The sequence below is a fragment of the Paenibacillus tepidiphilus genome, assembly GCF_008635795.1.
Lineage (GTDB): Bacteria > Bacillota > Bacilli > Paenibacillales > Paenibacillaceae > Paenibacillus_AQ > Paenibacillus_AQ tepidiphilus.
The window spans coordinates 132,748-155,854 of the sequence record NZ_VWRQ01000018.1; the positions used below are offsets into that span (position 1 = coordinate 132,748).

The following is a 23,107-nucleotide window of genomic DNA, read 5'->3' on the forward strand; positions in this document are numbered from 1 at the left end:
GGAAAAGAGGAGGATACTGTGTCCAAATTGCAGCTGAATTTAGCGGACTTGAAACTAAGTGAAGCCGATTACGCAGGCAGCGGTCCGAACCGGCCGCAGCAATTCCGCGACGAGGACATTGCCGTCATCGGCATCGCCTGTAAAATCGCCGGAAGCGGGGATGCCGGACAGTTCTGGGAGAGCCTGCGGGAAGGAAGAGACGCCATCCGGCCGTTCCCGGAGGCCAGAAAGAAGAATCTGCAGGAGCTGTACCATGCGGGTTATTTAGACGAAAACACTGCGATGTTCGAGGGTGGCTATCTCGATGAGGTCGATGTCTTTGATTATTCCTTTTTCCACTTGTCGCCGAACGAAGCCAATCTGATGGACCCGAACCAGCGGATGTTCCTTCAGACCGCCTGGACGGCCATTGAAGATGCGGGCTATGGAGGCGGGCGTCTGGCGGGCAGCAGCACCGGCGTATATGTCGGCTTCGGAAGCGATATGGGCGAGGAGTATAAACGGCTGATCGCCGAATTGTCTCCCGCTTCGCTCAACGCCTCGATTCCCGGCAATATACACTCGATGATTGCCAGCCGGATCGCCTATCTGCTGGATTTGAAGGGGCCCAGCATGCTGGTGGATACGGCATGCTCCTCTTCTCTCGTGGCCGTTCATCTGGCCTGCCGTGCCCTGCGGCAGGGAGAATGCGACTTCGCTGTTGCGGGCGGAGTCAAGCTCTCGCTACTGCCGGTGAAGCAGGGAAGCGGCGGCGGCTTGGGGGTAGGCTCATCGGATGACCGCACACGGACCTTTGATGACAAGTCCGACGGCACCGGAGGCGGAGAAGGCGTCGTTGCCGTCCTGCTAAAGCCGCTGAAACGGGCGGTCCGGGACCGTGACCACATCTATGCGGTGGTAAAAGGCAGTGCCGTCAATAACGACGGCACCTCTGCAGGGATCACGTCGCCCAATTCGCTGGCGCAGGAGGATGTGCTGGCCAGAGCCTGGGCGGACGCGGGAATTCATCCGGAGCGCCTTGAATATATCGAGGCACACGGGACCGGTACGAAGCTGGGCGATCCCGTTGAAATCGACGGCATCCGCAAAGCCTTCAGGAGATATACGGGCCGGAAGCAGTTTTGCGGAATTGGCTCGGTCAAAACCAATATCGGTCATTTGGATCACTGTGCGGGGATTGCCGGCTTCCTCAAAGCGGTGCTGAGTCTGAAGCATAAGGAGCTTCCGGCCAGCCTGCATTTTACGGAGCCCAATGCCCGGATTGCATTTATGGATTCGCCGGTTTACGTCAATGAGAGACTGCGTGTATGGGAGTCCGGGGGGGCACCCCGCTTATGCGGGGTCAGCTCCTTCGGGCTGAGCGGCACCAACTGTCACGTTGTTCTTGAAGAGGCCCCCCTTACTGCGGATACAGTCCTAAATACCACGGCACCGGAAGATTCCGGGGAGCTAACCGGGGAGCTTGCGCTGTTCAGCCTGTCGGCCAGAAGCGAAACGGCGCTGTCGGCTTATCTGGAGGCTTACCGGAGCTATCTGCAGGATGAGGAGAACCGCCATTCCCTGCGCGATCTCTGTTATACCGCGAATACGGGCCGGGGGCATTATGCCTGCCGCGCAGCAGTGCTCTGCAGCAGCCGCGGGGAGCTCGCGCAGAAGCTGGCACAGCTTCAGGAAAGCCTGCACGGCGGCGGGTCGCTGCTGTCCGGCGAGATAGCACCCGGCGTATATTATGGCCGCCACCGGACGGTTTCTCTCCGCAAGGAAAAGGAAGCCGGCGATTTGACCGTGGACGAGCAGCGGGAGCTTAGCCGCGAGAGTGAAGCAGTGCTGCAGCAGCAGACAGAATATGATCGGAAATTAATGCAGACCGGCCGCTTATATGTTGCCGGGGCGGATATCGCCTGGGAAAGGCTGTATGAGAACGAAGCACGCTACCGGGTACCGGCACCGGTGTATCCGTTCGAACGGCATCACTGCTGGGTCGTTCCCGATGAGGGAGCGGCAACAGGGAAGAGCAGAAAGCCGGCCCAAGCGGCTTCTCTGCATCCGCTGCTTGACCAGCGCCTGGCCGAAACGGAGAATCAGGCGATCTTTGTCACCAGCTTCTCGGTTGAGCGGCACTGGGTGCTCAGCGAGCATGTGGTTGCTGGCCGCTCCATCGTTCCGGGAACGGCATATCTGGAGATGGTACAGGCAGCCTTGCAGGCATGCGGCCGTTCAGGCGAAGCTCTTGAGCTCCGGGATATTCTCTTCGTGTCGCCGCTGATTGTGGACCAGGGCGAAACGCGAGAAGTACAGACGATCCTCCGCTGGGAAGAGGAGGAGATTGAATTTACGGTGCTGAGCTGCGGGGAGCCTCCCGGTCCGGCGGAGGAACGGAGCTGGATCAGGCACGCCCAGGGCAAAGCCTCTTATAGTACGGGCAGCGGCCGCTCCGTTAATATGGATGAGCTCCGGTCGCAATGCCGGGTGCAGGAGATAACCATCGCAGAAGATGCGGAGGACGGTGCCGGTGCCTTTGAATTTGGACCGCGCTGGAACGCCTTGCGGAGAATTGAAGCGGGAACCGACCGGGTGCTGGCGGAATTATCGCTGAGCCGTCCGTTTCGTGCAGATCTGGAGCAGTACAGACTGCATCCTGCACTGCTGGATGCGGCGGTGGGGGTGACCAGTCAAAGCCTGGGCACCGGGCTGTTTCTGCCCCTTACTTATCGTAAATTACGGATCTACGATTCCCTCCCGGAACACTTCTATAGCTATGCCGTGAAGAAACAGGGGTCCAAGCAAAACGGAGAGCTGTTAACCGTCGATGTGCTGATTATGGATGATACCGGTAGATTGCTGCTCGAAATTGAGGATTATACCGTGAAAAGGGTCCGTGCCGGAGAGGTACAGGCGGGACCGCCAGCAGAAGACCGGCTTTACCATCGTATAGCCTGGACCAGCGTGGACAGTGAGCAGGGGGCAGCGAAGATATCAGCTTCTGCCCGGATATGGCCGCAGGCGCAAGCTGTAATCATGTTCACGGATGAAAGCCCGTTGGCCGCGTCACTGGTCCGGCGCCTCCGCGGGGAAGGCCAGCAGGTGATTGAAGTCAAGCGCGGCGAGGGCTTCGCCCGCCTGGGCGGCGGCACCTATATTTGCGGCGGAAGCAAAGCGGAGTTTGCCCGGCTCTTTGCAGAAGAGGAATGCATGCGTCCCGGAACCCTCCTCTATCTATGGGGAGCGGACCCCTGGGTGTCCGATGAATCGCTCTTGTTAACCTTTCTGCATCTGACTCAGGCGGTGACCGGCAAGCTGAATGCCGAGCTGCTTGTTATTGCCAGATCCGCCTATGAGGTAACCGGAACGGAAACGCTGATTATGCCGGAGCACGCGGCGTTGTACGGATTGGCCAAGGTTGCCCAGCAGGAGGATTCCGGCCTGGCCTGCCGCTGCATTGATGTGGACGGAACGGCGGAGCCGGAGGATGTGCTTGCCGCCATGGCCATGGGCGACAGCCCGTATCTGCTGGCGCTGCGGGACGGAAAGTGCTATGCCGAAGAGCTGCAATGGACAGAGCCCGGCGAGCCGGCTGATTCCGGCGAATCTGCAGGTGCAGGCCTGACCGTCAGGGACGGTGGGGTGTATGTCATCACCGGAGGCACCGGGGGACTGGCGCTGGAGGTCGGGAAGCGGCTCGCCTCCCGGGCCAGCGTCCATCTGGCTTTTATCGCCCGGACAGCGTTGCCGCCCAAGGAAGCCTGGGCAACCGCCGATGCCGCAGATACCGACCCCCGGGCATTCAGAAGCATTCAGGCCTACCTGGCTATGGAATCCGCCGGGGCGGTTGTTGAGTATATACAGGCCGATATGGCGGATGAAGAGAGCCTAGACCGGTTCTTCACCGGTTTGCGGCATAAGGCCGGAGGAATCCACGGGGTGATCCATGCGGCCGGTAACGCCGGTGCAGGTGTCTTTGCCCTGAAGGAGGACGAGGGGTTCTGTCAGGTTCTGCTGCCCAAAATTCAAGGAACACGCATTCTGGACAAGCTGACGGAGCAGGATGATCTGGATTTTCTTTTGTTATTCTCATCGGTCTCTTCCGTATTCGGAGGGCCTGGACAATCGGACTATACGGCGGCGAACGCCTTTATGGACGCTTATGCAGAGCATCGCAACCGTTCGGGCAAGAAGACCATTGCCATAGAGTGGGCTTCCTGGAGCGAGACGGGCATGGCCGTTGATTATAAGGTGGACCTGAATTCCTCATGGTTCCGGGGTCTGCGGACAGGCGAAGCGCTGGATGCCCTGGAGGAAATCCTGAAGCATCCGGCGCCGCGCATGATGGTCGGCAGGCTGAACTATACCCAGGCTGCCCAGCTTGAAGCGGCCATGCCGGTAGGCTTGTCAGCCGGAATCCGCAGCGCCTTGGGACGGTACCGCAACCGCCGGTCCGGGCCGAAGTCCGGAACCCCGCAGCGCCGCAGTTTCAGCATCCAGGGCAGGGGATCGGGGATATACAGCGATTCGGAGCGGACGATTGCCGGAATTTGGGCCGAGGTGCTGGGACATGAGCAGGTGAATCTCTATGATAATTTTTATGAATTAGGCGGAGATTCGCTGTTGGCCGGCAAAATTGTCGCCATGATGAACAATACCTTAACCAAGAAGACGGAGATCGGCGATCTGTTCCGGTACTTGACGGTAGAAGAGCTGGCGGGATACGTGGATGACGGGGCGCCTGCCTGGAGCAGACCGGCTGCCGGGGCGGAGCCGCCGCAGACGGGGCTTCCCGCACAAGAGACAGCGCTGGAGCCCGCAGGTAACCGTGAATACTATCTGGCTACATCCGCACAGCGGCAATTTTATCTGATCCGGCAAATGGCCGGAGAGAGCACACTGAACAATCTGTGCAGCGCGATGATTCTGAGCGGACCCCTGGATGTGGAGCGGCTGGAGAATGCCCTGCAGCAGGTCGTCAAGCGTCAAAGTTCGCTGCGAACCTCCTTCGAAATGCAGGGGGAGGAGCTGGTCCAGAAGGTACTGAAGGAAGCTCCGTTTGAACTTGAGTTCGCGGATGCGGATAACCGTGAGTACCGGGAGTATATCAGGGAATTTGTCCGGCCGTTTGATTTGAACGCCGCACCTTTGTTCAGAGCCAGGCTGATCCGGGTATCCGCCGAGCGGCATCTCTTCATGCTTGATGTGGACCATATCATTGCGGACGGCGCCTCCATCGGAATATTGCTGAGCGACATCATTCAACTGTATTCCGGTCAGGAGCTTCCGGAGCTCCCGGTCCAGTATACCGATTACGCGCTATGGCTGAATGAACGGCTGCAAGGCGCGGAGCTGGACCGTCAGGAACAATACTGGCTTAATCTGTTTCATGATGAATGGCCTGTACTGGAGCTGCCGACCGACTCGCCAAGGCCGCCTGAAATGAATTACGCGGGCGATGTCTACAACCTGGAGTTAGGAGAAGAAGTGACGGCCAAAGTCAAGACCGCGGCCTCCGGGAGCGGGGTAACGCTGTTTATGCTTCTGTTTGCCGCATACGCGGTGCTCCTGGCCAAATACGCCAACAAGGAAGAGCTGGTAATCGGCACGCCAAGCGCCGGCCGGGAACGCAAAGAGACCGAACCGCTGGTCGGCCTCTTCATTAATACGCTGGCGCTCCGGAGTGCGCCTTCCGGCGGCAAGAGGTTCGCAGATTATCTCCAGGAGGTCAAGGCGCTTGCCCTTGAGGCGTACGAGCATGCGGAATATCCTCACGGAATGCTGCTGCAGAAGCTTCATCTGGAGCGGGATGCCAGCCGGAACCTGCTGTTTGATGTTCAATTCATCTCCCAGAACTTCGCGGGAGAGCCGCTAAGCGTGGACCAGCTGCAATTTGAGCCTATGGAAGCGAAGGTTGAAGCGGTTCATGTCGATCTGACCTTAATCTGGTACGAACGGGACGGCAGGCTCCGCTTCCGGTTCGAATATGCCACACAGCTGTTTACGGAGCGCACGATTGCCCGTCTGGGCGTTTACTTCGAGCATCTTCTGGGCGAGATCATTTCTGATCCTTCCAGACCGATCGGGCAAATCTCCCTGGTGCCCGGGCAGCAGCAGGAAGAACTTTTAACCGAAATGAAAGGCATCCCTATCGCTGTGCCGCAGCATATGCTGGTCCATCAATTGTTCGAGCGGCAGGCCGAAGCTGCTCCGGATAATATTGCTGTCATTTGCGGGGGACGCAGCTTCACCTACAAGGAACTGAATGACCGGGCCAACAGTCTGGCCTGTGCATTGCGGAGCTTCGGCCTGGCGCCGGACGACAGGGTCGGTCTCCTCGTTGAGCGTACCGTGGACCGGATTGCTTCCATGCTGGCTGTGATGAAGGCGGGCGCAGCTTACGTGCCGATGGAGCCGGAATATCCGCAGGAGCGTCTGGCCTACATCATCAATGACAGCGGCATGGCCCTGCTGATGGCTCCATCCCATCTATCGGGAGCCGTCGCGTTCGAGGGGCCGGTAATTGATATTACCGACGAATCCTTGTATACGGGGGGACCGGCGCAGCCGGAGTGCCACACCGCACCGCATAATCTGGCTTACATTTTGTATACATCGGGTTCCACGGGCATGCCCAAAGGGGTGATGGTGGAGCATCGCAATGTTGTCCATTATATCTCGTCCTTCCGTCATGAATTCACGCTTTCGGGCAGCGATGTGATTCTGCAGCAGGCTTCTTATGCCTTCGATGTCTCCGTGGAGGAGATCTTTCCGATTCTGTCGGCCGGAGGACGGATCGTTATCATCCAGCCGGAAGAGCTGCTCGATATTCGGCGGCTTCAGGCGCTGATCCGGGAGCATCGGGTTACGCTGCTCAGCACGTCGCCCTTTGTACTGAACGAGCTCAACCAGCTGCCGCCGCTTGACTCCGTCCGCATCTTCATCAGCGGAGGCGATGTGCTGAAGGGGGATTATGTCTCCAGCCTGATCCGGTACGCTCAGGTGTATAACACCTATGGGCCGACGGAGGGTACGGTCTGCGCGGCGTATTACAGGGTTGAGGCTGCAGAGCCACGCCCGCTGCCTATCGGCAGACCTATCGCCAATACAGCGGTCTATATTATGAATGCCTCGCTGGAGCCGCAGCCCCCGGGCGTACCGGGTGAAATCTGCATTGCCGGAGGCGGGGTGGCCAGAGGCTACCTGAATCAGCCGGCTTTGACGAACCGGCAGTTCATTCTCCATCCCTGGAAGCCAGGGGAACGTCTGTACAAGTCAGGAGATCTCGGCAGGTATCTTCCCGATGGCAGCCTGCAATTTCTGGGGCGGATCGATCAGCAGCTTAAAATACGCGGCTACCGGATTGAGCCCGGCGAGATTGAAGCGGCACTGCTGCGGCATCCGTCTGTCACGGACAGTATTGTAACAGGGTACAGCGGAATAACCGGAACCACTGAGATTGCAGCCTATTACGTATCGGACCGAGAGGTCCAGGCTACCGAATGGAAAGACTGTCTCAAGACCGCTCTTCCGGAATATATGATTCCCGGCGTATATATACGTATGGCCGCCCTTCCGCTGACCGCTAACGGCAAAGTGAATCGGCGGGAGCTTCCTCTGCCTGATCGCGGAGCTTCAGCAGGCTTAAATCCTGCGGAGCCTTCAACGCCAACCGAACAAAAGCTTGTACAGATGTGGTCCGAAACGCTGCAGAAGGAGGGAATCGGGACCACGGATGATTTCTTCCTGCTGGGAGGACAGTCGCTTCTTGCCATGAAGCTGCTGTATCTGATCAATAAGGAATGGCAGGTTGAGATGGGCTTGCGGGATTTCTTCAGAGCCAGTACGGTAAGGGGCCTGGCCGCCTGGATCGAGAATGCCGGCGGATTAGCCGGACCGGAAGCGCCGGACAACCGGGACGGGCTGGCCACTCCGTTCAATCTGCGCGGAGGGCCGCCGCTGCGTACGAAGATCATCAGGACAGGTGCAGGGAAGCATGTACTGTACATGGATATGCATCACATCATCACGGACGGGCTGTCCCAGGACATTATCATGAGTGAGTTCGCCGAGCTGTATGCGGGCAGGGAGCTGCCCGAGCTGCCGCTCCAGTATAAAGATTATGCCAGCTGGCAGCGCAGCCTGGCGGCTGGCGGGCAGTACCGGGAGCAGGAGCAATTCTGGCTCGGTCAATTCGCGGAGCCGGTCCGGGAGCTGCGGCTGCCGCTCGACTATCCCCGCCCCTTAAGCCGCAAAGGCGAGGGGGGGGCGGTCAGCCTCCGGCTCGGTTTCGACACCGCAAGCCGTTTGAAACGCTTCGCCATCGAGCAGGACACTACCGTCTTTATGCTACTGTTCGCCATTTACAATATTCTGCTTGGCAAAATAAGCGGTCAGGAGGACATTGTCGTCGGCGTGCCTGTATCGGGCAGAAGTCATGCCAGTCTTAATCCGATTGTAGGGATGTTCGTCAACACGCTTGCCATCCGCAACAGGCCGAAGAGCGGGCTGAGCGCGGCGGAGTTCGTCCGTGAGGTTAAGGAACGCTTTCTGCTCGCATATACCCATCAGGATTACCCCTTTGAAGCGCTTGTCGGCAAGCTGAATGTTTCGGGGGAGGCAGACCGCAATCCGCTGTTTGATACGATGTTTTCGTTCGCCAATGAAGCCATGGCTGCGGCCATTGCGCTTCCCGGGCTAAGCATAGCTCCGTGCGAGACGGAATACACAGGGGCACAGTTTGATCTGACGGTCGTTGCCACGATGATGAAGGAGGATCTGGAACTTCGCTTCCAGTACGACACCGAACTGTTCAAAGCCGAAACGGTGCAAAGCCTGACCCGGGATTTCCTGGTTGTCCTGGAAGCCGTACTCTCCGGGCCGGCAATAACCATCGGTGAGATTCTGTTGGATAATGGACCGGCTAATGAAGTTGCTGCGGCGGCGGATGCCGGGACGATGGAGAGCATCCGGGAAGAGGACCGCTGCACAGCGGAGTCCGCAGAAATCCGTCAGCCTGCGGATGAGCATGGAACTGCCGCAGCTGCTGGATGGGACTGGAATAAGCTGGAGCTCCCCCTGGACAAGCCGGTGCATATCTTATTTGAAGAACAGGCTGAGGCAACGCCGGAGAGTGTGGCCCTGATTTATGCCGGACAGGTTATGACCTACCGCGAGCTGAACCGGAGAGCCAATCTGGTGGCCCATACCTTGCTTGAGCTGGGCACCCGCAGAGAACAAATCGTCGCGATTGTGATGGAACGTTCCTTCGAGGTCATGATCGGCATGCTGGGCATTCTGAAAGCAGGGGCGGCGTTTCTGCCGATTCATCACGAGGATCCGGCGGAACGCATCCACTCGGTCCTGGCCGATACCGGGGCAGAGCTGGTCCTGACCCACAGGAGCTGCCGTGGAGATTGGCTGGATGACCGGATTCAGGCGCTGGAGGTCGATATTCTTTGCGGACAAGACCAGGATTACGGAAACCCCGGGTTGTTGATCACCCCTGCAGATTTGGCATATATGATCACGACCTCCGGCTCGACGGGCAAGCCGAAGGGTGTGCTCATTGAGCATGGAGCTTTTACAAGCCGGGTCGTATGGGTGTGGAAGCAGTTGGCATTAACCGGGACGGATACATTGCTGAGCAAAGGTTCGTACACGTTCGATGCGTCGCTGCTGGAGCTGTTCGGCGGGTTTGTATGCGGTGGAAGGCTGGTGCTCTTGGAAGCAGGCTATGAGAAAGACGCCCGTCTCATCATTGACGCCATTGAAGAGCACGGGGTAACGGCAACGTTCTTCCTGCCGACGGCCATGTCCATGTTCTTGGCCGGATTGTCGCCGGGTGCGTCCGGCAGAGTGGCTTCCCTCCGCTCCGTGATGGTAGGCGGAGAGCAGCTGATGCAGGAGCAGGCCCGCGAATTCTTCATCAAGGTGCCGGGCGCTTCGCTGATCAACCTGTATGGTCCAACGGAAGCGTGTATCTTCGCCACCGCCTATAATTGCTCGCCGCAGGCGCTGGATAAGCGGATTCCCATCGGTTATCCGGTAGGAAGCACGCAGGCCTATATTCTGGACGATGCGCTGCGCATCGTACCGGATGGCCAGACCGGCGAGCTGTGCCTTTCCGGCCCGGAGCTGGCCAGAGGATATTGGAACCGCGACGAGCTGAATGCGGAGAAATTTATTGCCAGTCCGTTTGCCCCGGGCGAGCGGCTGTACCGGACGGGCGACCTGGCACAGCGCTTGCCCGGTGGGGAGATTCTGTGTCTGGGACGGACGGATAATATGGTCAAAATCAAAGGATACCGGATCGAGCCCGGGGAGATTGAGGATTGCCTGCTGCAGCATCCGGCCATCGGGCAGGCGGCGGTCATCGACTGCACGGACGATCACGGGCATAAATACCTCGCCGCTTATCTGTTGACCCAGGCGGATTGCACCGTCAAGGAGCTGCGGGAATTTCTGAAGCGGAGCCTGCCGGAATACATGGTGCCGGCCAAGTTCTTCGCTCTGGAGAGGGTGCCGTTCACTTCCGGCGGCAAGCTAGACCGTAAAGCAATCCGCAGCATGGGGGCGGAGCTGCCCTCAGGGCAAATATTCGTGGAGCCTGCGGGAGCCATAGAGCTGAAATTAGCCGCTCTGTGGGCAGAGCTGTTCCGGGGAGGCGCCATTGGAGCGGAAGACCACTTCTTTGAGCTTGGCGGAGATTCTCTGATGGCCTACAGATGGTCTTTCCTGATTGAGAAGCTCTTTGGAGTAGAGGTTCGGCTGCATGATTTCTTCCGCTTCCCGACGTTACGGAGCATGGCGGAACATCTGGCCGAAAGAATGAACTCCGCGGAAACTTCGGTTGAGGACTTGGCTGCCTCACAGGCCCATTCATTTTCGGCTCCGATCCCTAAAGCGCCCGCAAGCCCGTATTATCCGGCATCCTCCGCGCAGATGAGGCTCTTCATTCTTCATGAACTGAACAAAGAGGACTTAAGCTATAATCTGCCCGGCGCCATGCTGCTGGAGGGAAGCCCGGATTGGGGCAGGGTTGAGCGCACGCTGAACAGGCTGATCCGGCGGCATGAGAGCCTGAGAACAAGCTTTGATGTGATCGACGGCGTCATTGTGCAGAACATTCACGACTCTTTTGCGCTGCCAGTTGAATACATGGAGACGGACGAGACGGATATCGGAAACATCTTGACGGGGAAAGCACGGCTGCAGAGAACGGACAAGCCGGGCAAGAGCCATGCGCTGTCTTCAGTCAAAATTGAAAAAAGCGAGCGCAGAAGAAGGGGAGATTAACTTGGAGTATCAGCTGTACGAAACATCTTCGGCGCAAAAAAGACTGTTCCTGATCGACGGTATGCTGGGCGTAAATATTATATACAACATGCCGAGCTGCCGGAGAATCGAGGGGCCGCTCGATCGGGTAAGGCTTGAAGAAGCTCTGCAGGCTCTTGTGCAGCGCCATGAGGGCTTGCGCACATCTTTTGTGCTGAAGGACGGGGAAGTGCTGCAACGGGTAGACTCTACGCTTACCGCCGCTTTAAGCATCCCGGATCATGGAACGCAGACGATTGACGGGCACATGGCAGCCTTCATCCGCCCCTTCACTCTGGAACAAGCGCCGCTCTGGAGAGCGGAGCTTGTCCGGCTGGGAGAGGACAGCCATCTGTTTCTGTTCGATATTCATCATATTATTGCGGACGCCGTAACCATTGAGATCATCTTTGCTGAGCTGATGGCCTTCTATCAGGGACAGGAGCTTGCACCGCTGGAGTTCCAATATGTAGATTACGCGATCTGGCATAACGATCAGCTCAAGGAAGTGAACATCCGGAAGCAGGAGGAATTCTGGCTCTCCCAGTTTGCAGACGGCGTCCCGGTGCTGGATCTGCCCTTCAGCAGAAACGGACAGTGGGCGAATTATGAGGGCCGCTCCGCATCCCTGGAAATTCCGCCTGAACTCGCCGGTTCATTCCGCTCGCTCTGTCTGCGCTACAATGTAACGCCCTATATCCTTATGCTGGCCGTGTACGGCGTGCTGCTCGCCAAATATACGGGCCAGGAGGATCTGGTGATCGGGACGCCGGTGGCCGGACGAACCCATGCCGAATTTGAGGGAATCGTCGGAATGTTCGTGAATACGCTGGCACTGCGCCACAAGCCGGCAGGGCACAAGAGGTTCTCCGACTATCTGGATGAAGTAGCCGACCATACCTTTATGGCTTTGGAGAATCAGGATTATCCGTTTGAAATGCTGGTGGAGAAGCTAAACCCGGAACGGATCAGCGGCAGAAATCCGCTGTTTGACGCCTGCTTTTCCCTGGAGAACCGTCAATCTGCTGCGGAAAGACCCGTTCAAGGCCTGGGGTTCGAACCGCATGTCTTCGAGCACCGGATCGCGAAGTTTGATCTGAGCCTGTTCACTTACATGACGGATGACGCGATCATTCTGGAGTTTGAGTACCGGCGGATTTGCTTTACAGAAGATGCCGTGCAGCGCATGCTTCGTCATTTCAGCCGGATTCTGGAGTCTGTGTGTGCCGATCCCGATCTTCCGATCAGCCGTCTGGAGATGCTGACGGAAGAAGAAGGGCAGCAGCTTCTCCTGGATTTCAATGCTTCCCGCCGGGAATATCCGCAGGAGCACACCATCCACCGTTTGTTCGAGCAGCAGGCCGAGCGGAGCCCGGACAGCATTGCGGTTCAATACGGGGAGGCCAGGCTGACCTACAGGGAATTAAACGAGCAGGCCAACCGGCTGGCCCGGGTGCTTGTGGACAAGGGAGTGGGGACGAATGAGATCGTATGTGTGCTGGCGCATACCTCCCCCGAGACCATTGTCGGCATCCTGGCGATCCTGAAGGCGGGGGCCGCTTATTTGTCCATCGATCCGGATTATCCTTCCAAACGGATTACGTATCTGCTGGAGGACAGCAAGGCCAGAATCTGTCTATGCCCCCAGGGCAGAGCCTATGATATCCCTTCATCAGGCGTTCTTTTCCTTCCGGTAATGGTGAACCGTTCGCTTTGTGCCGATAATTTGCCGTCACCGGGAAGACCGGATGATCTGATGTATGTGATCTATACCTCCGGTTCCACCGGAACGCCGAAGGGGGTAATGCTGGAGCACCGGAATCTGGCGCGGATCGTTATGGATGCTGGAGAATTGGTTGTCTATCCCGAAGACCGGGTGCTTCAGACCTGTTCCCTGGCGTTTGATGTGTCTGTGTATGAAATCTGGGGCACGCTCGTTAAAGGCGCCACCCTCTGTCTACTCCGTAAAGAGGAGCTGCTGGATACTGAAGCACTGCGCCGCAGAATGAACCAGTACGGCATCACCGTCTCCTGGTTCACAGCGCCGCTGCTCAACCAGCTGGTGGATATGGATGTAACGGTATTCACGGGTCTGCGCTGCATCATTACGGGAGGAGAAAGTCTGTCGCCGCGCCATACCCGTCTGCTGCTTGACAGTCAGCCGGAACTGATGCTGCTTAACGGGTACGGCCCCTCGGAAAGCACTATTTATACTTCCTTCTACAATGTTACGGAGGTTGACGGCGACAATATCTCCATCGGCAAGCCTGTGCCGAATACCCGGGTTTATATTTTGGATAAACAAGACATGCTTCAGCCTGTCGGACTTCCCGGCGAATTATGCATCGGCGGAGACGGCTTGGCCCGCGGATATTTAGGACAGCCTGAGCTGACGGCAGAGAAGTTCGGCCCTGACCCCTTTAACCCCGGCGGCAGAATGTACCGGACCGGGGACAAGGCCAGATGGCTGCCCGGGGGGATGCTGGAATATCTCGGACGCTTCGACCACCAGGTGAAGATCAGGGGCTACCGTGTCGAGCTCGGTGAAATCGACGTGCAGATCACGAAGCTGGAGGGCGTCCGGGAAGCTGTGGTTACCGTCCAGACGGATGCTTCGGGGACGAAATGCCTGTGCGCCTATGTCGTGGGCAGTCTCCCGGTGGAGCAGCTCCGCAGGCAGCTGGCGAAGACCCTGCCGGAATATATGGTGCCCTCGTACCTGATCCCGATGGAGAGCCTGCCCCTGAATACAAATGGAAAAGTGGACCGGAAGGCGCTGCCTGCTCCGGAGACGGTCCTGTCACGGGATTCAGCGGATGTCATAGCTGCACTGACACCTGTAGAACAACAGCTTCAAGCCATGTGGTCAGAATTGTTCGGAGCAGCCCAGGTAGGCCTGGACGATAATTTCTTTGCCCTGGGCGGGCATTCCTTGCTGGCGGCCTCCCTGGTGTGGGAGATCAACACCCGCCTGGAGGTCCAATTCTCCTTAGGCGACATCTTCAGTTATCCGACGATCAGGGAACTGGCTGCACGGATCAGTGATCTGGAGGGCCACCGGTTGACGCAGGAAATATCGGGGGCTCCGGACAACGGATACGGCGCCTTACCGGAGCAGCCGGCTTCGCCGGCTAGATGTATCCTGCTGAAGCCCGGTGACGACGAGGGACGGCAGCTGTTCTTCATTCACGACGGCAGCGGGGGAGTCGGCGCTTACCGGGAGCTGGCGGACCGGCTGGAGCGGTGGAATTGCCGGGGAATCAGTCTGGATCTGTCGGAGGAGCAGGCTGCGGGGCCCCGCTCAATTGAAGAGGCGGCCGGCCTTTATCTGGCTCAAGTGCAGGCGGTACAGCCCCGTGGCCCGTATTATTTGGCCGGATGGAGCCTGGGCGGCACCATCGCGTTCGAAATGGTCCGGCAATTGGAGGAAAGGCAGGAGGAGGCAGCCTTGCTTACGCTCGTGGATACCTTGCCTCCCGGCGATCACGGCCACGACAGCTTTGAGGAGGACATCCTCCGGCTGGAGAGCCTTGCGCCGGATGCCCAGGAATGGAATACGGCGTTTCCGGATGCAGCACTTCCGCTTATTTCCGGCTTTGAACGGTTGACGCCGCGCCAGCGGCTAGGCAAGCTGCAGGCCATCCAGCATTGGATAACGCTGCAGCAAGCCTACCGTCCGAAAGGTCCGATCAGCTCGCCGGTGATCCTGCTGGTCCCGGAGCCATTCAGGAAGGGGATGGGCAAGCGCTGGAAGCAGCATTGCAGAGGCGGATTAGAGGTGCATGGAACAGAGGGAGACCATTATTCCATGATGCATCCGGAGCATGCGGGCGCCATCGGCTCCATTCTGCTTGATTCCCTGAATGCCAGACTGACCGTCAAGCACGGGGAATCCATATGAAGAAGCTGTTCTGTTTCCCTTATGCCGGAGGCAGCGCTGCCGGGGCCTATACAAGGTGGAGGACGAAGCTTCATCCAGATATCCTGCTGGTTCCGGTGGAGCTTCCCGGCAGAGGCGCGCTGTTTGCAGAGCCCTTTTATTCATCGATAGAGGAGACGGTCGACGGACTCTTCCGGAAGTATTGCCGTGATTTTGCGGCTGGAGAATTCGGCTTCTGGGGCCACAGCATGGGCGGAATTATTGCTTATGAGCTGGCCAGGAAGCTGGTTCAGGCGGACGGACCGTATCCCGTACATGTCATTGTCTCCGGGAATAAGCCGCTGCATCTCCGGGAAGCGCCGGTGCCCATTCATCAGCTGCCTGACCGGTATTTCATCGAAGAAATCATTAAATTTGACGGAACGCCCAGCGGATTCTTTGACAATCCGGCCTATACGGAATTGTTTCTGCCAATTCTGCGGAATGATTTTAAGATGATCGATAACTACCACTACCGGGATTCCGGCGATGCCTTCAATATCCCGCTGACTGCCCTGATGGGAAGCAAGGAGAACATCAGGGACAGTGAGCGGAGCAGATGGAGCGAATTAACGGGCGGCGAATGCCGGACGGTGACGCTTTCGGGCGGCCACTTCTTTATCTTTGAGCATGCAGATGACATCGCACAGATCATTAATGACGCTCTGGTTCCATAATTCAGCAATCCCCCTTAAACCGCCTCCCGGACAGCCAAGTTGTCTAAGGGGCGGTTTTGTTTGAGGAATTGGTTTAATTTTATGGAAAATTATATGTTTCTGCTCCAAAAGAATTATTTTTTTAGTTCTCTCTTTACAGAACAACATTCTCTTTCTATAATGTGAACTATCGGCTATTAATCATACTTAGCGGGTAGGAATTGTAGAAGATAATAATTGGAGAAAAGAGATGATACTCATGAAAAAAAGCACGTTGTTGTTGTCCTCATTGCTGATTGCCGGTTCGCTGCTGTCCGGCTGCGGCAACGGCAATAACAATTCCGCATCGTCTGGCAATAACAGCGCAGCAACGGCGGCTCCTTCGGATGCTGCAGCCACAGCGGAAACGACTGCTTCACCTGCGCCTGTGCCGGCGGGAGCACTCAGCGAGCCCTACACGGCCGCCGATCTGTCCAAGCTGCCGTCCGCTGCGCAAAGCCGTACCGATACCATTATTGTCGGGCTTACCGATCCCAGCGGCGCCTTCACGCCTTATTTTCAGGAGAGCGGCTATGACGGGAATGTCTCTTCCCTGCTCTATGCATCGCTTGTAACCGTGGACAACAACGGGGTGCCGGTGCCTGACCTGGCCGAGAGCTGGGAGGTATCCGAAGATCAGCTTACATACACGTTTCACCTTCGCAAGGATTTGAAGTTCAGCGACGGCTCGCCGCTGACGGCGGATGATGTCGCTTTTACCTGGACGATTCAATATGACAAAAGCTATGACGGCGGCTCCTCGCTGCCTTCGCTGAAGGTGAAGGGCGGGCAGGCCTACAAGGAGGGCACCGCCAAGACCGTTGAAGGGATCAAGATTATTGATCCGCAGACCATTTCGGTCACACTGGAGCAGCCGAATGCCACGGCACTGGTGACGCTCGGCTCCAACATTCTCTCCAAGGCCTATTACGGCAAGGATTACACGTTCGGCAATCTGGAATACATCAAGAAGCTGCATGAGAAGCCGCTGGGCGACGGGCCTTACAAGCTGGAGAAATTCCTGCCCGGCCAGGAAGTGCGGCTCACGGCAAACGAGAATTATTACAAGGGCAAGCCGAAGACAGAGCATTTCATTTATAAAACCTCGCAGGGCGATGCGTGGCAGTTCCTGGAGACGGGGGAAGTGGACTATGCTTCCTTCAGCGCCACGGAAGAGAATATTGCGAAGCTGAAATCGCTGGGCTTCGTCAACATTATCCCTTATACTCCGAGCACCTACGGCTATATGCAGGTGAACCTGAAGCATGAGCAGCTTAAGGATAAGAAGGTACGGCAGGCGATTGTCTACGGCCTTGACCGGCAGAGTATTTATGTCGACGCCGCCGAGGGCGCGGGCTCTGTTGCCAACATTCCGGCTTCGCCGATCTCCTGGGCATACACGGAGGAAGGCATTAATCCGTACAACTATGATCCGGAGAAAGCGAAGCAGCTGCTCGACGAAGCCGGCTGGACCGTGGGCGGAGGCGGCATCCGCGAGAAGGACGGGAAGAAGCTCAGCATTCACTATCTCGGCTCCAAGAGCAAGAACACCGATATCTTCATCGCGGTGGCCAAGGAGAATTTCGCTGCGCTCGGCATCGACTTCCAGCCGGAAATCTTCGCCGACTTCAACTCGCTGGTCTCCAAGGTGGAGGGCGGGGATTATGATCTGGTCTCCTTCTCCACACCGATGCTGACCGATCCGGCCGACGGGTTCATGCAGTTCTTCGACGGCGAAATTACCGATTACGACAATCCGAAATTCCCTGAGCTCTACAACAAAGCACTGGCCACAACGGACATTGAGCAGCGCAAGGCGGTGTATAAAGAGCTTTACCAGCTCTTCAACGACGAACTGCCGATTATCTTCACGAGCTATAAGAAGACGGTGTATGCCTACAACGGACGGATTCAGAATCTGACGGTCAGTCCGTTCATCGGACTTGCCGGCAGTCTTCCCGAGTGGACGCTGAAATAAATCCATGCTCCGGCCTCTGCTTGCCGCTCTGGCGGGGAGCGGGGGCCGGGTGAATAAAGGGAGCCGATCATGAGTACCTATCTGAGCAAAAGACTGCTGTATATGATCCTGATCCTGTTCGCCGCTTCGCTGCTGATCTTTGCCCTGTACGCCAATACGCCGGGCGATTTCATTACCGGCAATATCAAGCTGACCGCCGAGCGCAAAGCGGAGCTGCGCGAAATCTACGGACTGAACAAGCCGATGCTGGAACGCTACGGGATCTGGCTGAAGAATGCGCTGCACGGCGACTTTGGCTATTCCTTGGCTCAGCAGAAGCCTGTACTGCAGCTGTTTAACGATTACATCTGGAATTCGTTCCTGCTGGCGGCCGTCTCCACCTTTCTCACCTGGCTGATCGCCGTCATTATCGGGGTGATCTCGGCTTACCGGCAGTATTCCTGGTTCGATACGCTGGTGATGATCGGGATATTTGCCGCGATGTCGCTGCCGTCCTTTTTCATCGGATTGTTTCTGATCAAAATGCTGGCCGTCGATCTCAAGTGGCTGCCTCCGGGGGGAATGATCACTTCCGGCAGCAACGCTACAGGGATGGCTTATATCAAGGAAGTGCTGCATCACATGGCCTTGCCGGTGATTGTGATGACGCTGCTGGGGCTCGGTTCGTTGACCCGTTACTTCCGCAGCGGAATGATCGATGTGCTGCGCCAGGATTATATCCGGACCGCCCGGGCCAAAGGACTCAGCGAACGCAAGGTCCTGTTCCGGCATGCCCTGCGCAATGCCCTGCTGCCGGCAATTACGCTGGTCGGCTTCGAGCTGCCCTCCTTATTCGGAGGCTCGATCATCATTGAACAAATCTTCAACTGGCCGGGTGTCGGCCAGCTGTATATGAAGTCCTTCGGCCTGAGGGATTATCCCCTGCTGATGGGCTTTACGATGCTGCTTGCCATTCTGACCGTGCTCGGAACGCTGCTCTCGGATATGCTCTACCGGGTAGCCGATCCGCGTGTGCGGCTGTGAGGGGGCGGCTTAAATGAGAGTAGAAACTGTATTGACGAAAGCATCGACGAAGCGCTCCCGTGAGCGGAGGTCCTCGCTGCTGGGGCAATCCCTGCGGAAGCTGATGCATAACAAGCTGGCGGTCGCGGGGTTTGCCGTCGTTGTCTTCATGACCTTGCTGTGCTTCATCGGTCCGCTGTTCTCGCCGTATACCGACAACAAAATCAATATGGCGATGATGAATAAAGCCCCCAGTCTGAAGCACTGGCTCGGAACGGATGCGCTGGGCCGCGACATTATGACCCGGGTGATGCAGGCCGGACGCATCTCGCTGACAGTCGGGCTGGCTTCAATGCTGCTGTCCGTCTTCCTGGGCGCTCTGCTCGGGGCAATCTCCGGCTATTACCGGGGAATCACCGACCAGATCATTATGCGGATCGCCGATCTCCTGATGACCGTTCCGAATTTGCCGCTGCTGTTTATCTTTGGCGCGATGCTGTCCGAGTGGAAGGTGCCGACGGATTACCGGATGTATCTGGTCATGCTGATGCTGAGCGCAGTGAACTGGCCGGGCATGGCGCGGATGGTACGCGGGCAGATGCTGAGCCTGCGGGAGCGCGAATTCATGCAGGCGGCCGAGGTGCTTGGACTGCGGCCCCGCCGGAAGCTGCTGCATCATCTGCTGCCGAATATTGTGCCGCTCCTGATCGTGATGGCGACGCTGAATATCGGCGGAGCGATTCTCAGCGAATCGGTGCTGAGCTTCTTCGGTCTCGGCGTGATGCCGCCGACGCCGACCTGGGGCAATATGATTGATGCAGCCAACAATATGATCGATTTTCAAAATCATCCGTGGCTGTGGATTCCGCCGGGAGTGTCCATCTTCGCTACAGTCATTGCCATCAATATTTTCGGTGACGGCCTGCGGGACGTCCTGGACCCTAAACAGAAGAGGTAGGTGGCTGTCATCCGATGAAGCCTTTGTTGAAAGTAGAGAATCTGCATACGGAGTTCCGTACGGACGAAGGGACGGTCAAAGCCGTCGACGGGATCAGCTTCCAGGTGCGGGCCGGCGAGACCGTCTGCATTGTCGGGGAGTCCGGCTGCGGCAAAAGCGTTACCGCCATGTCCATGATGGGACTGGTCGAGGAACCCGCCGGCAAAGTCACCGGAGGCGCCATTGCGTTCGGAGACGACGATTTGCTGCGCCTCGGCAAGCACGAGCTGCGGACCATCCGCGGCCATGAAATGGCGATGATCTTCCAGGAGCCGATGTCTTCACTGAATCCGGTGCTGAAGATCGGCGAGCAGATTATGGAGCCGCTGATGCTCCATCTGAAGCTGAAGAAGAAGGAGGCTGCTGCCCGGGCGGTGGAGCTGATCCGGCAGGTGGGCATTTCACGGCCGGAGCAGATCGCCGGCAGCTATCCGCATGAACTGAGTGGCGGCATGCTCCAGCGGATCATGATCGCCATTGCTGTCTCTTGCAGCCCCAAGCTACTGATTGCCGATGAGCCGACTACGGCGCTTGATGTGACCATCCAGGCGCAAATCCTTGATATGCTGCGGACCTTTAAGGAAAGCTCGGGGATGTCCCTGCTGCTGATTACACATGATTTGGGCGTTGTGGCTGAAATGGCCGATTACGTCATTGTGATGTATTCCGGCAAAATCGTCGAGGAAGGGGAGGTGACCGCCCTGTTTGCGAATCCCAAGCATCCGTATACCCAGGGGCTGCTGAAATCCAAGCCGGTGATGGGACAGCGTACAGAAGAATTATATTCGATTCCGGGGCAGGTGCCTGATCCGCTGGACCTGACACCTTCCTGCTATTTCCATGACCGGTGTGAGCATTGCATGGACGTATGCGTCAGCCGCGAGCCGCTGCTGCAGCCGCTCGGCAATGGGCAAAAGGCAGCCTGCTGGCTGTATGAGGAGGCGGCCATCCATGTCTGAGGTGCTGCTTGAGGTTAACCATCTGAAGAAATACTTCCCGGTGACTCAGGGACTGTTCGGCCGCACGACTTCACAGGTTAAGGCGGTGGACGATATCAGCCTGACGCTGCAGCCGGGCGAGACCTTCGGTCTTGTGGGTGAATCCGGCAGCGGTAAAAGCACCGTCGGCCGGACCATCCTGCGGCTGACGGACAAAACAGCCGGGGAAGTGAAATTCAAGGGCGTCGATCTGCACGCCCTCTCGCCAGCGGAGCTGCGCAAGCTGCGGCCCCAAATGCAACTGATCTTCCAGGACCCGTACAGCGCGCTGAACCCGCGGATTCGGGTCGGCGACGCCATCGGCGAAGCACTGCTTGACCATGGCCTGGCCACGAAGGCGGAAGCGCGGGAGCTGGTACTGGAAACGCTGACCGCCTGCGGCCTGTCCGCCTATCACATCGACCGGTTTCCGCATGAGTTCTCCGGCGGGCAGCGGCAGCGGATCGGCATTGCCCGTGCGCTCATCCTGAATCCCGATCTGATCATTGCCGACGAGCCGGTCTCGGCGCTGGATGTGTCTATCCAGGCCCAGATCATCAACCTGTTCAGCAAGCTGCAGCATAGCAAGGGGCTGGCTTACCTGTTCATCTCCCATGACCTCAGTGTCGTGGAGCATCTGTGTGACCGGATCGGTGTGATGTATCTCGGCTCGATGGTGGAGACCGCCTCCCGGGACGAGCTGTTCCGGCATCCGCTGCATCCGTATACCAAGGCGCTGCTCTCTGCGGTGCCGGTGCCGATTCCGAAGCTGAAGCGGGAGCGGATTGTGCTGAAGGGAGATATTCCAAGCCCGACGAATCCGCCGTCCGGCTGCAAATTCCATACCCGGTGCCCGCTCGCTGTGGAGCGCTGCAAGGCGGAAATTCCGCTTTTCCGTGAAGCGGGAGCCGGGCATTTTGTGGCCTGCCATCTGGTCTGATTTAAGCATATTTGATGTAATATATGGACGATAATTGAATAAATCCCATTTTTGACTTGTCTTGAACGCAGTGCTATACTGATTCCACACCGGGCCAAAATGGTTAATAAGAGACTAATTAGACTATTGCTCTAATTGGTCTTATTATTTTTCATGCTTCCAAAGTCAGTGTGGTACGAAGCAACTCATTGCAGCTTATGCTGACAAAACTTAGGTCCACGCTTCCGAAGCCAGTTTTGTACGTAGTAATTCATTGCAGCTTTTGCTGACAAAACTAGGTCCACGCTTCCGAAGCCAGTTTTGTACGCAGTAATTCATTGCAGCTTATGCTGACAAAACTTTTAGGAGGAAATATCATGAATACCACAGTACGTTTGACGGAAAGATCAGGTTCGACCTCTTCGCTGCGCAGCAAAGGCTTTGTACCGGTTGTCATCTACGGTGCAGGTTCAGATACGCAATCCTTCTCGGCAGACGCCAAAACATTAAATGAAATTCTGAACAAAAACCCGCGTGCCATCCTGAAGGTGGAACTCCCGGGCTCAGGCGTGAAGAACGCGGTCATCCAGGAAGTCCAGCGCCAGCCGCTTTCCCGTTCGGTGCTGCATGTCGATCTCCAGCAGATTGACATGAAGGCCGAACTCGACACCAAGGTAGCCTTCAGCTTCATCGGCGATCCGGTGGGTGTCAAGGCCGGCGGTATCCAGCAGGTGGAGCTGTACGAGCTCGATATCCGTACGCTGCCGGACAAGCTGACCGCGACCTTTGAAGTGGACATCAGCGGGCTGGACATCGGCGATCAGCTGCTGGTCTCCGATCTTCCGCAGCATGAAGGCTGGGAAGTTCTGACCCCGCCGGAAACGCTGATCGTGAAGGTCGCACCTCCGGTAGTGGCCGAAGAGCCGGCAGATACCGAGGCCGCAGAAGCGCCTGCCGCCGAAGCTGTCGAGGAAGGCACGACGGAAGAATAATTTGTACAGGCCATCCGGTGAATGTGCCGGATGGACAAGCGGCTGCCAGCGTCATGAATTGACGTTGGCAGCCGCTTTTTTCTGATGTACGGATTATTCAAATAACATCATGCAGATCAATGGAGTGAATTATATGCTTAGTTGCACTTTGTGCATCTAAATCCCCCGAAATCATCAATGTCGAAGAGATAGCTGTACTTCATACAACTATTCGAGAGGAAAGTATCTCTTTTTCCAGTAATTTTGCAAACAACCTGACATTAATGGAAATCCAAAAAATTGCACAAAAAAAGAGATTCCTTTATCGTAGAAGTTGTTACGACACCCACG

9 protein-coding genes are annotated in these 23,107 nt (G+C 57.1%); all 9 read left to right on the plus strand.

Translation table 11 applies throughout. The annotated features are described in order from the left end of the window. The first annotated feature begins 18 nt into the window (after nucleotides 1-18). The 9 genes from F1379_RS21390 to F1379_RS21430 all read left to right on the plus strand — a co-directional run bounded on the left by F1379_RS21390 (nucleotide 19) and on the right by F1379_RS21430 (nucleotide 22,777). Complete coding sequence (locus F1379_RS21390; protein WP_150273755.1) at nucleotides 19-11,280, plus strand: non-ribosomal peptide synthetase; 11,262 nt, start codon at nucleotides 19-21, stop codon at nucleotides 11,278-11,280. 1 nt (nucleotide 11,281) lies between these two features. After that, a complete protein-coding gene (locus F1379_RS21395) occupies nucleotides 11,282-15,199 on the plus strand; it encodes a non-ribosomal peptide synthetase (RefSeq protein WP_162551232.1) in 3,918 nt (1,305 codons plus the stop codon). Continuing rightward, a complete protein-coding gene (locus tag F1379_RS21400; protein ID WP_150273759.1) occupies nucleotides 15,196-15,894 on the plus strand; it encodes a thioesterase II family protein in 699 nt (232 codons plus the stop codon). The genes F1379_RS21395 and F1379_RS21400 overlap by 4 nt, the downstream gene beginning before the upstream one ends. Before the next feature lie 238 nt (nucleotides 15,895-16,132). Further along, complete coding sequence (locus F1379_RS21405) at nucleotides 16,133-17,890, plus strand: ABC transporter substrate-binding protein (RefSeq protein WP_150273761.1); 1,758 nt, start codon at nucleotides 16,133-16,135, stop codon at nucleotides 17,888-17,890. A gap of 69 nt (nucleotides 17,891-17,959) precedes the next feature. Continuing rightward, entirely contained in the window at nucleotides 17,960-18,913 is a 954-nt protein-coding gene (locus F1379_RS21410) for an ABC transporter permease (RefSeq protein WP_150273762.1), read from the plus strand. Between the two features lie 13 nt (nucleotides 18,914-18,926). After that, entirely contained in the window at nucleotides 18,927-19,850 is a 924-nt protein-coding gene (opp4C, locus tag F1379_RS21415; RefSeq protein ID WP_150273763.1) for an oligopeptide ABC transporter permease, read from the plus strand. A gap of 14 nt (nucleotides 19,851-19,864) precedes the next feature. Beyond that, nucleotides 19,865-20,848 (plus strand): ABC transporter ATP-binding protein, encoded by a 984-nt coding sequence (locus tag F1379_RS21420; protein WP_150273764.1) that lies wholly within the window; start codon nucleotides 19,865-19,867, stop codon nucleotides 20,846-20,848. Further along, on the plus strand, nucleotides 20,841-21,806 hold the full coding sequence (locus tag F1379_RS21425; RefSeq protein ID WP_150273765.1) for an ABC transporter ATP-binding protein: 966 nt from the start codon (nucleotides 20,841-20,843) through the stop codon (nucleotides 21,804-21,806). The genes F1379_RS21420 and F1379_RS21425 overlap by 8 nt, the downstream gene beginning before the upstream one ends. A gap of 356 nt (nucleotides 21,807-22,162) precedes the next feature. Beyond that, nucleotides 22,163-22,777 (plus strand): 50S ribosomal protein L25, encoded by a 615-nt coding sequence (locus F1379_RS21430; RefSeq protein ID WP_162551233.1) that lies wholly within the window; start codon nucleotides 22,163-22,165, stop codon nucleotides 22,775-22,777. Nucleotides 22,778-23,107 lie beyond the last annotated feature (330 nt).

Coding starts and splice junctions, on each gene's coding strand:
- F1379_RS21400 (WP_150273759.1), top strand. CDS start 15,196: ATGAAGAAGCTGTTCTGTTTCCCTTATGCCGGAGGCAGCGCTGCCGGG.
- F1379_RS21405 (WP_150273761.1), top strand. CDS start 16,133: ATGAAAAAAAGCACGTTGTTGTTGTCCTCATTGCTGATTGCCGGTTCG.
- F1379_RS21410 (WP_150273762.1), top strand. CDS start 17,960: ATGAGTACCTATCTGAGCAAAAGACTGCTGTATATGATCCTGATCCTG.
- opp4C (WP_150273763.1), top strand. CDS start 18,927: ATGAGAGTAGAAACTGTATTGACGAAAGCATCGACGAAGCGCTCCCGT.
- F1379_RS21420 (WP_150273764.1), top strand. CDS start 19,865: ATGAAGCCTTTGTTGAAAGTAGAGAATCTGCATACGGAGTTCCGTACG.
- F1379_RS21425 (WP_150273765.1), top strand. CDS start 20,841: ATGTCTGAGGTGCTGCTTGAGGTTAACCATCTGAAGAAATACTTCCCG.
- F1379_RS21430 (WP_162551233.1), top strand. CDS start 22,163: ATGAATACCACAGTACGTTTGACGGAAAGATCAGGTTCGACCTCTTCG.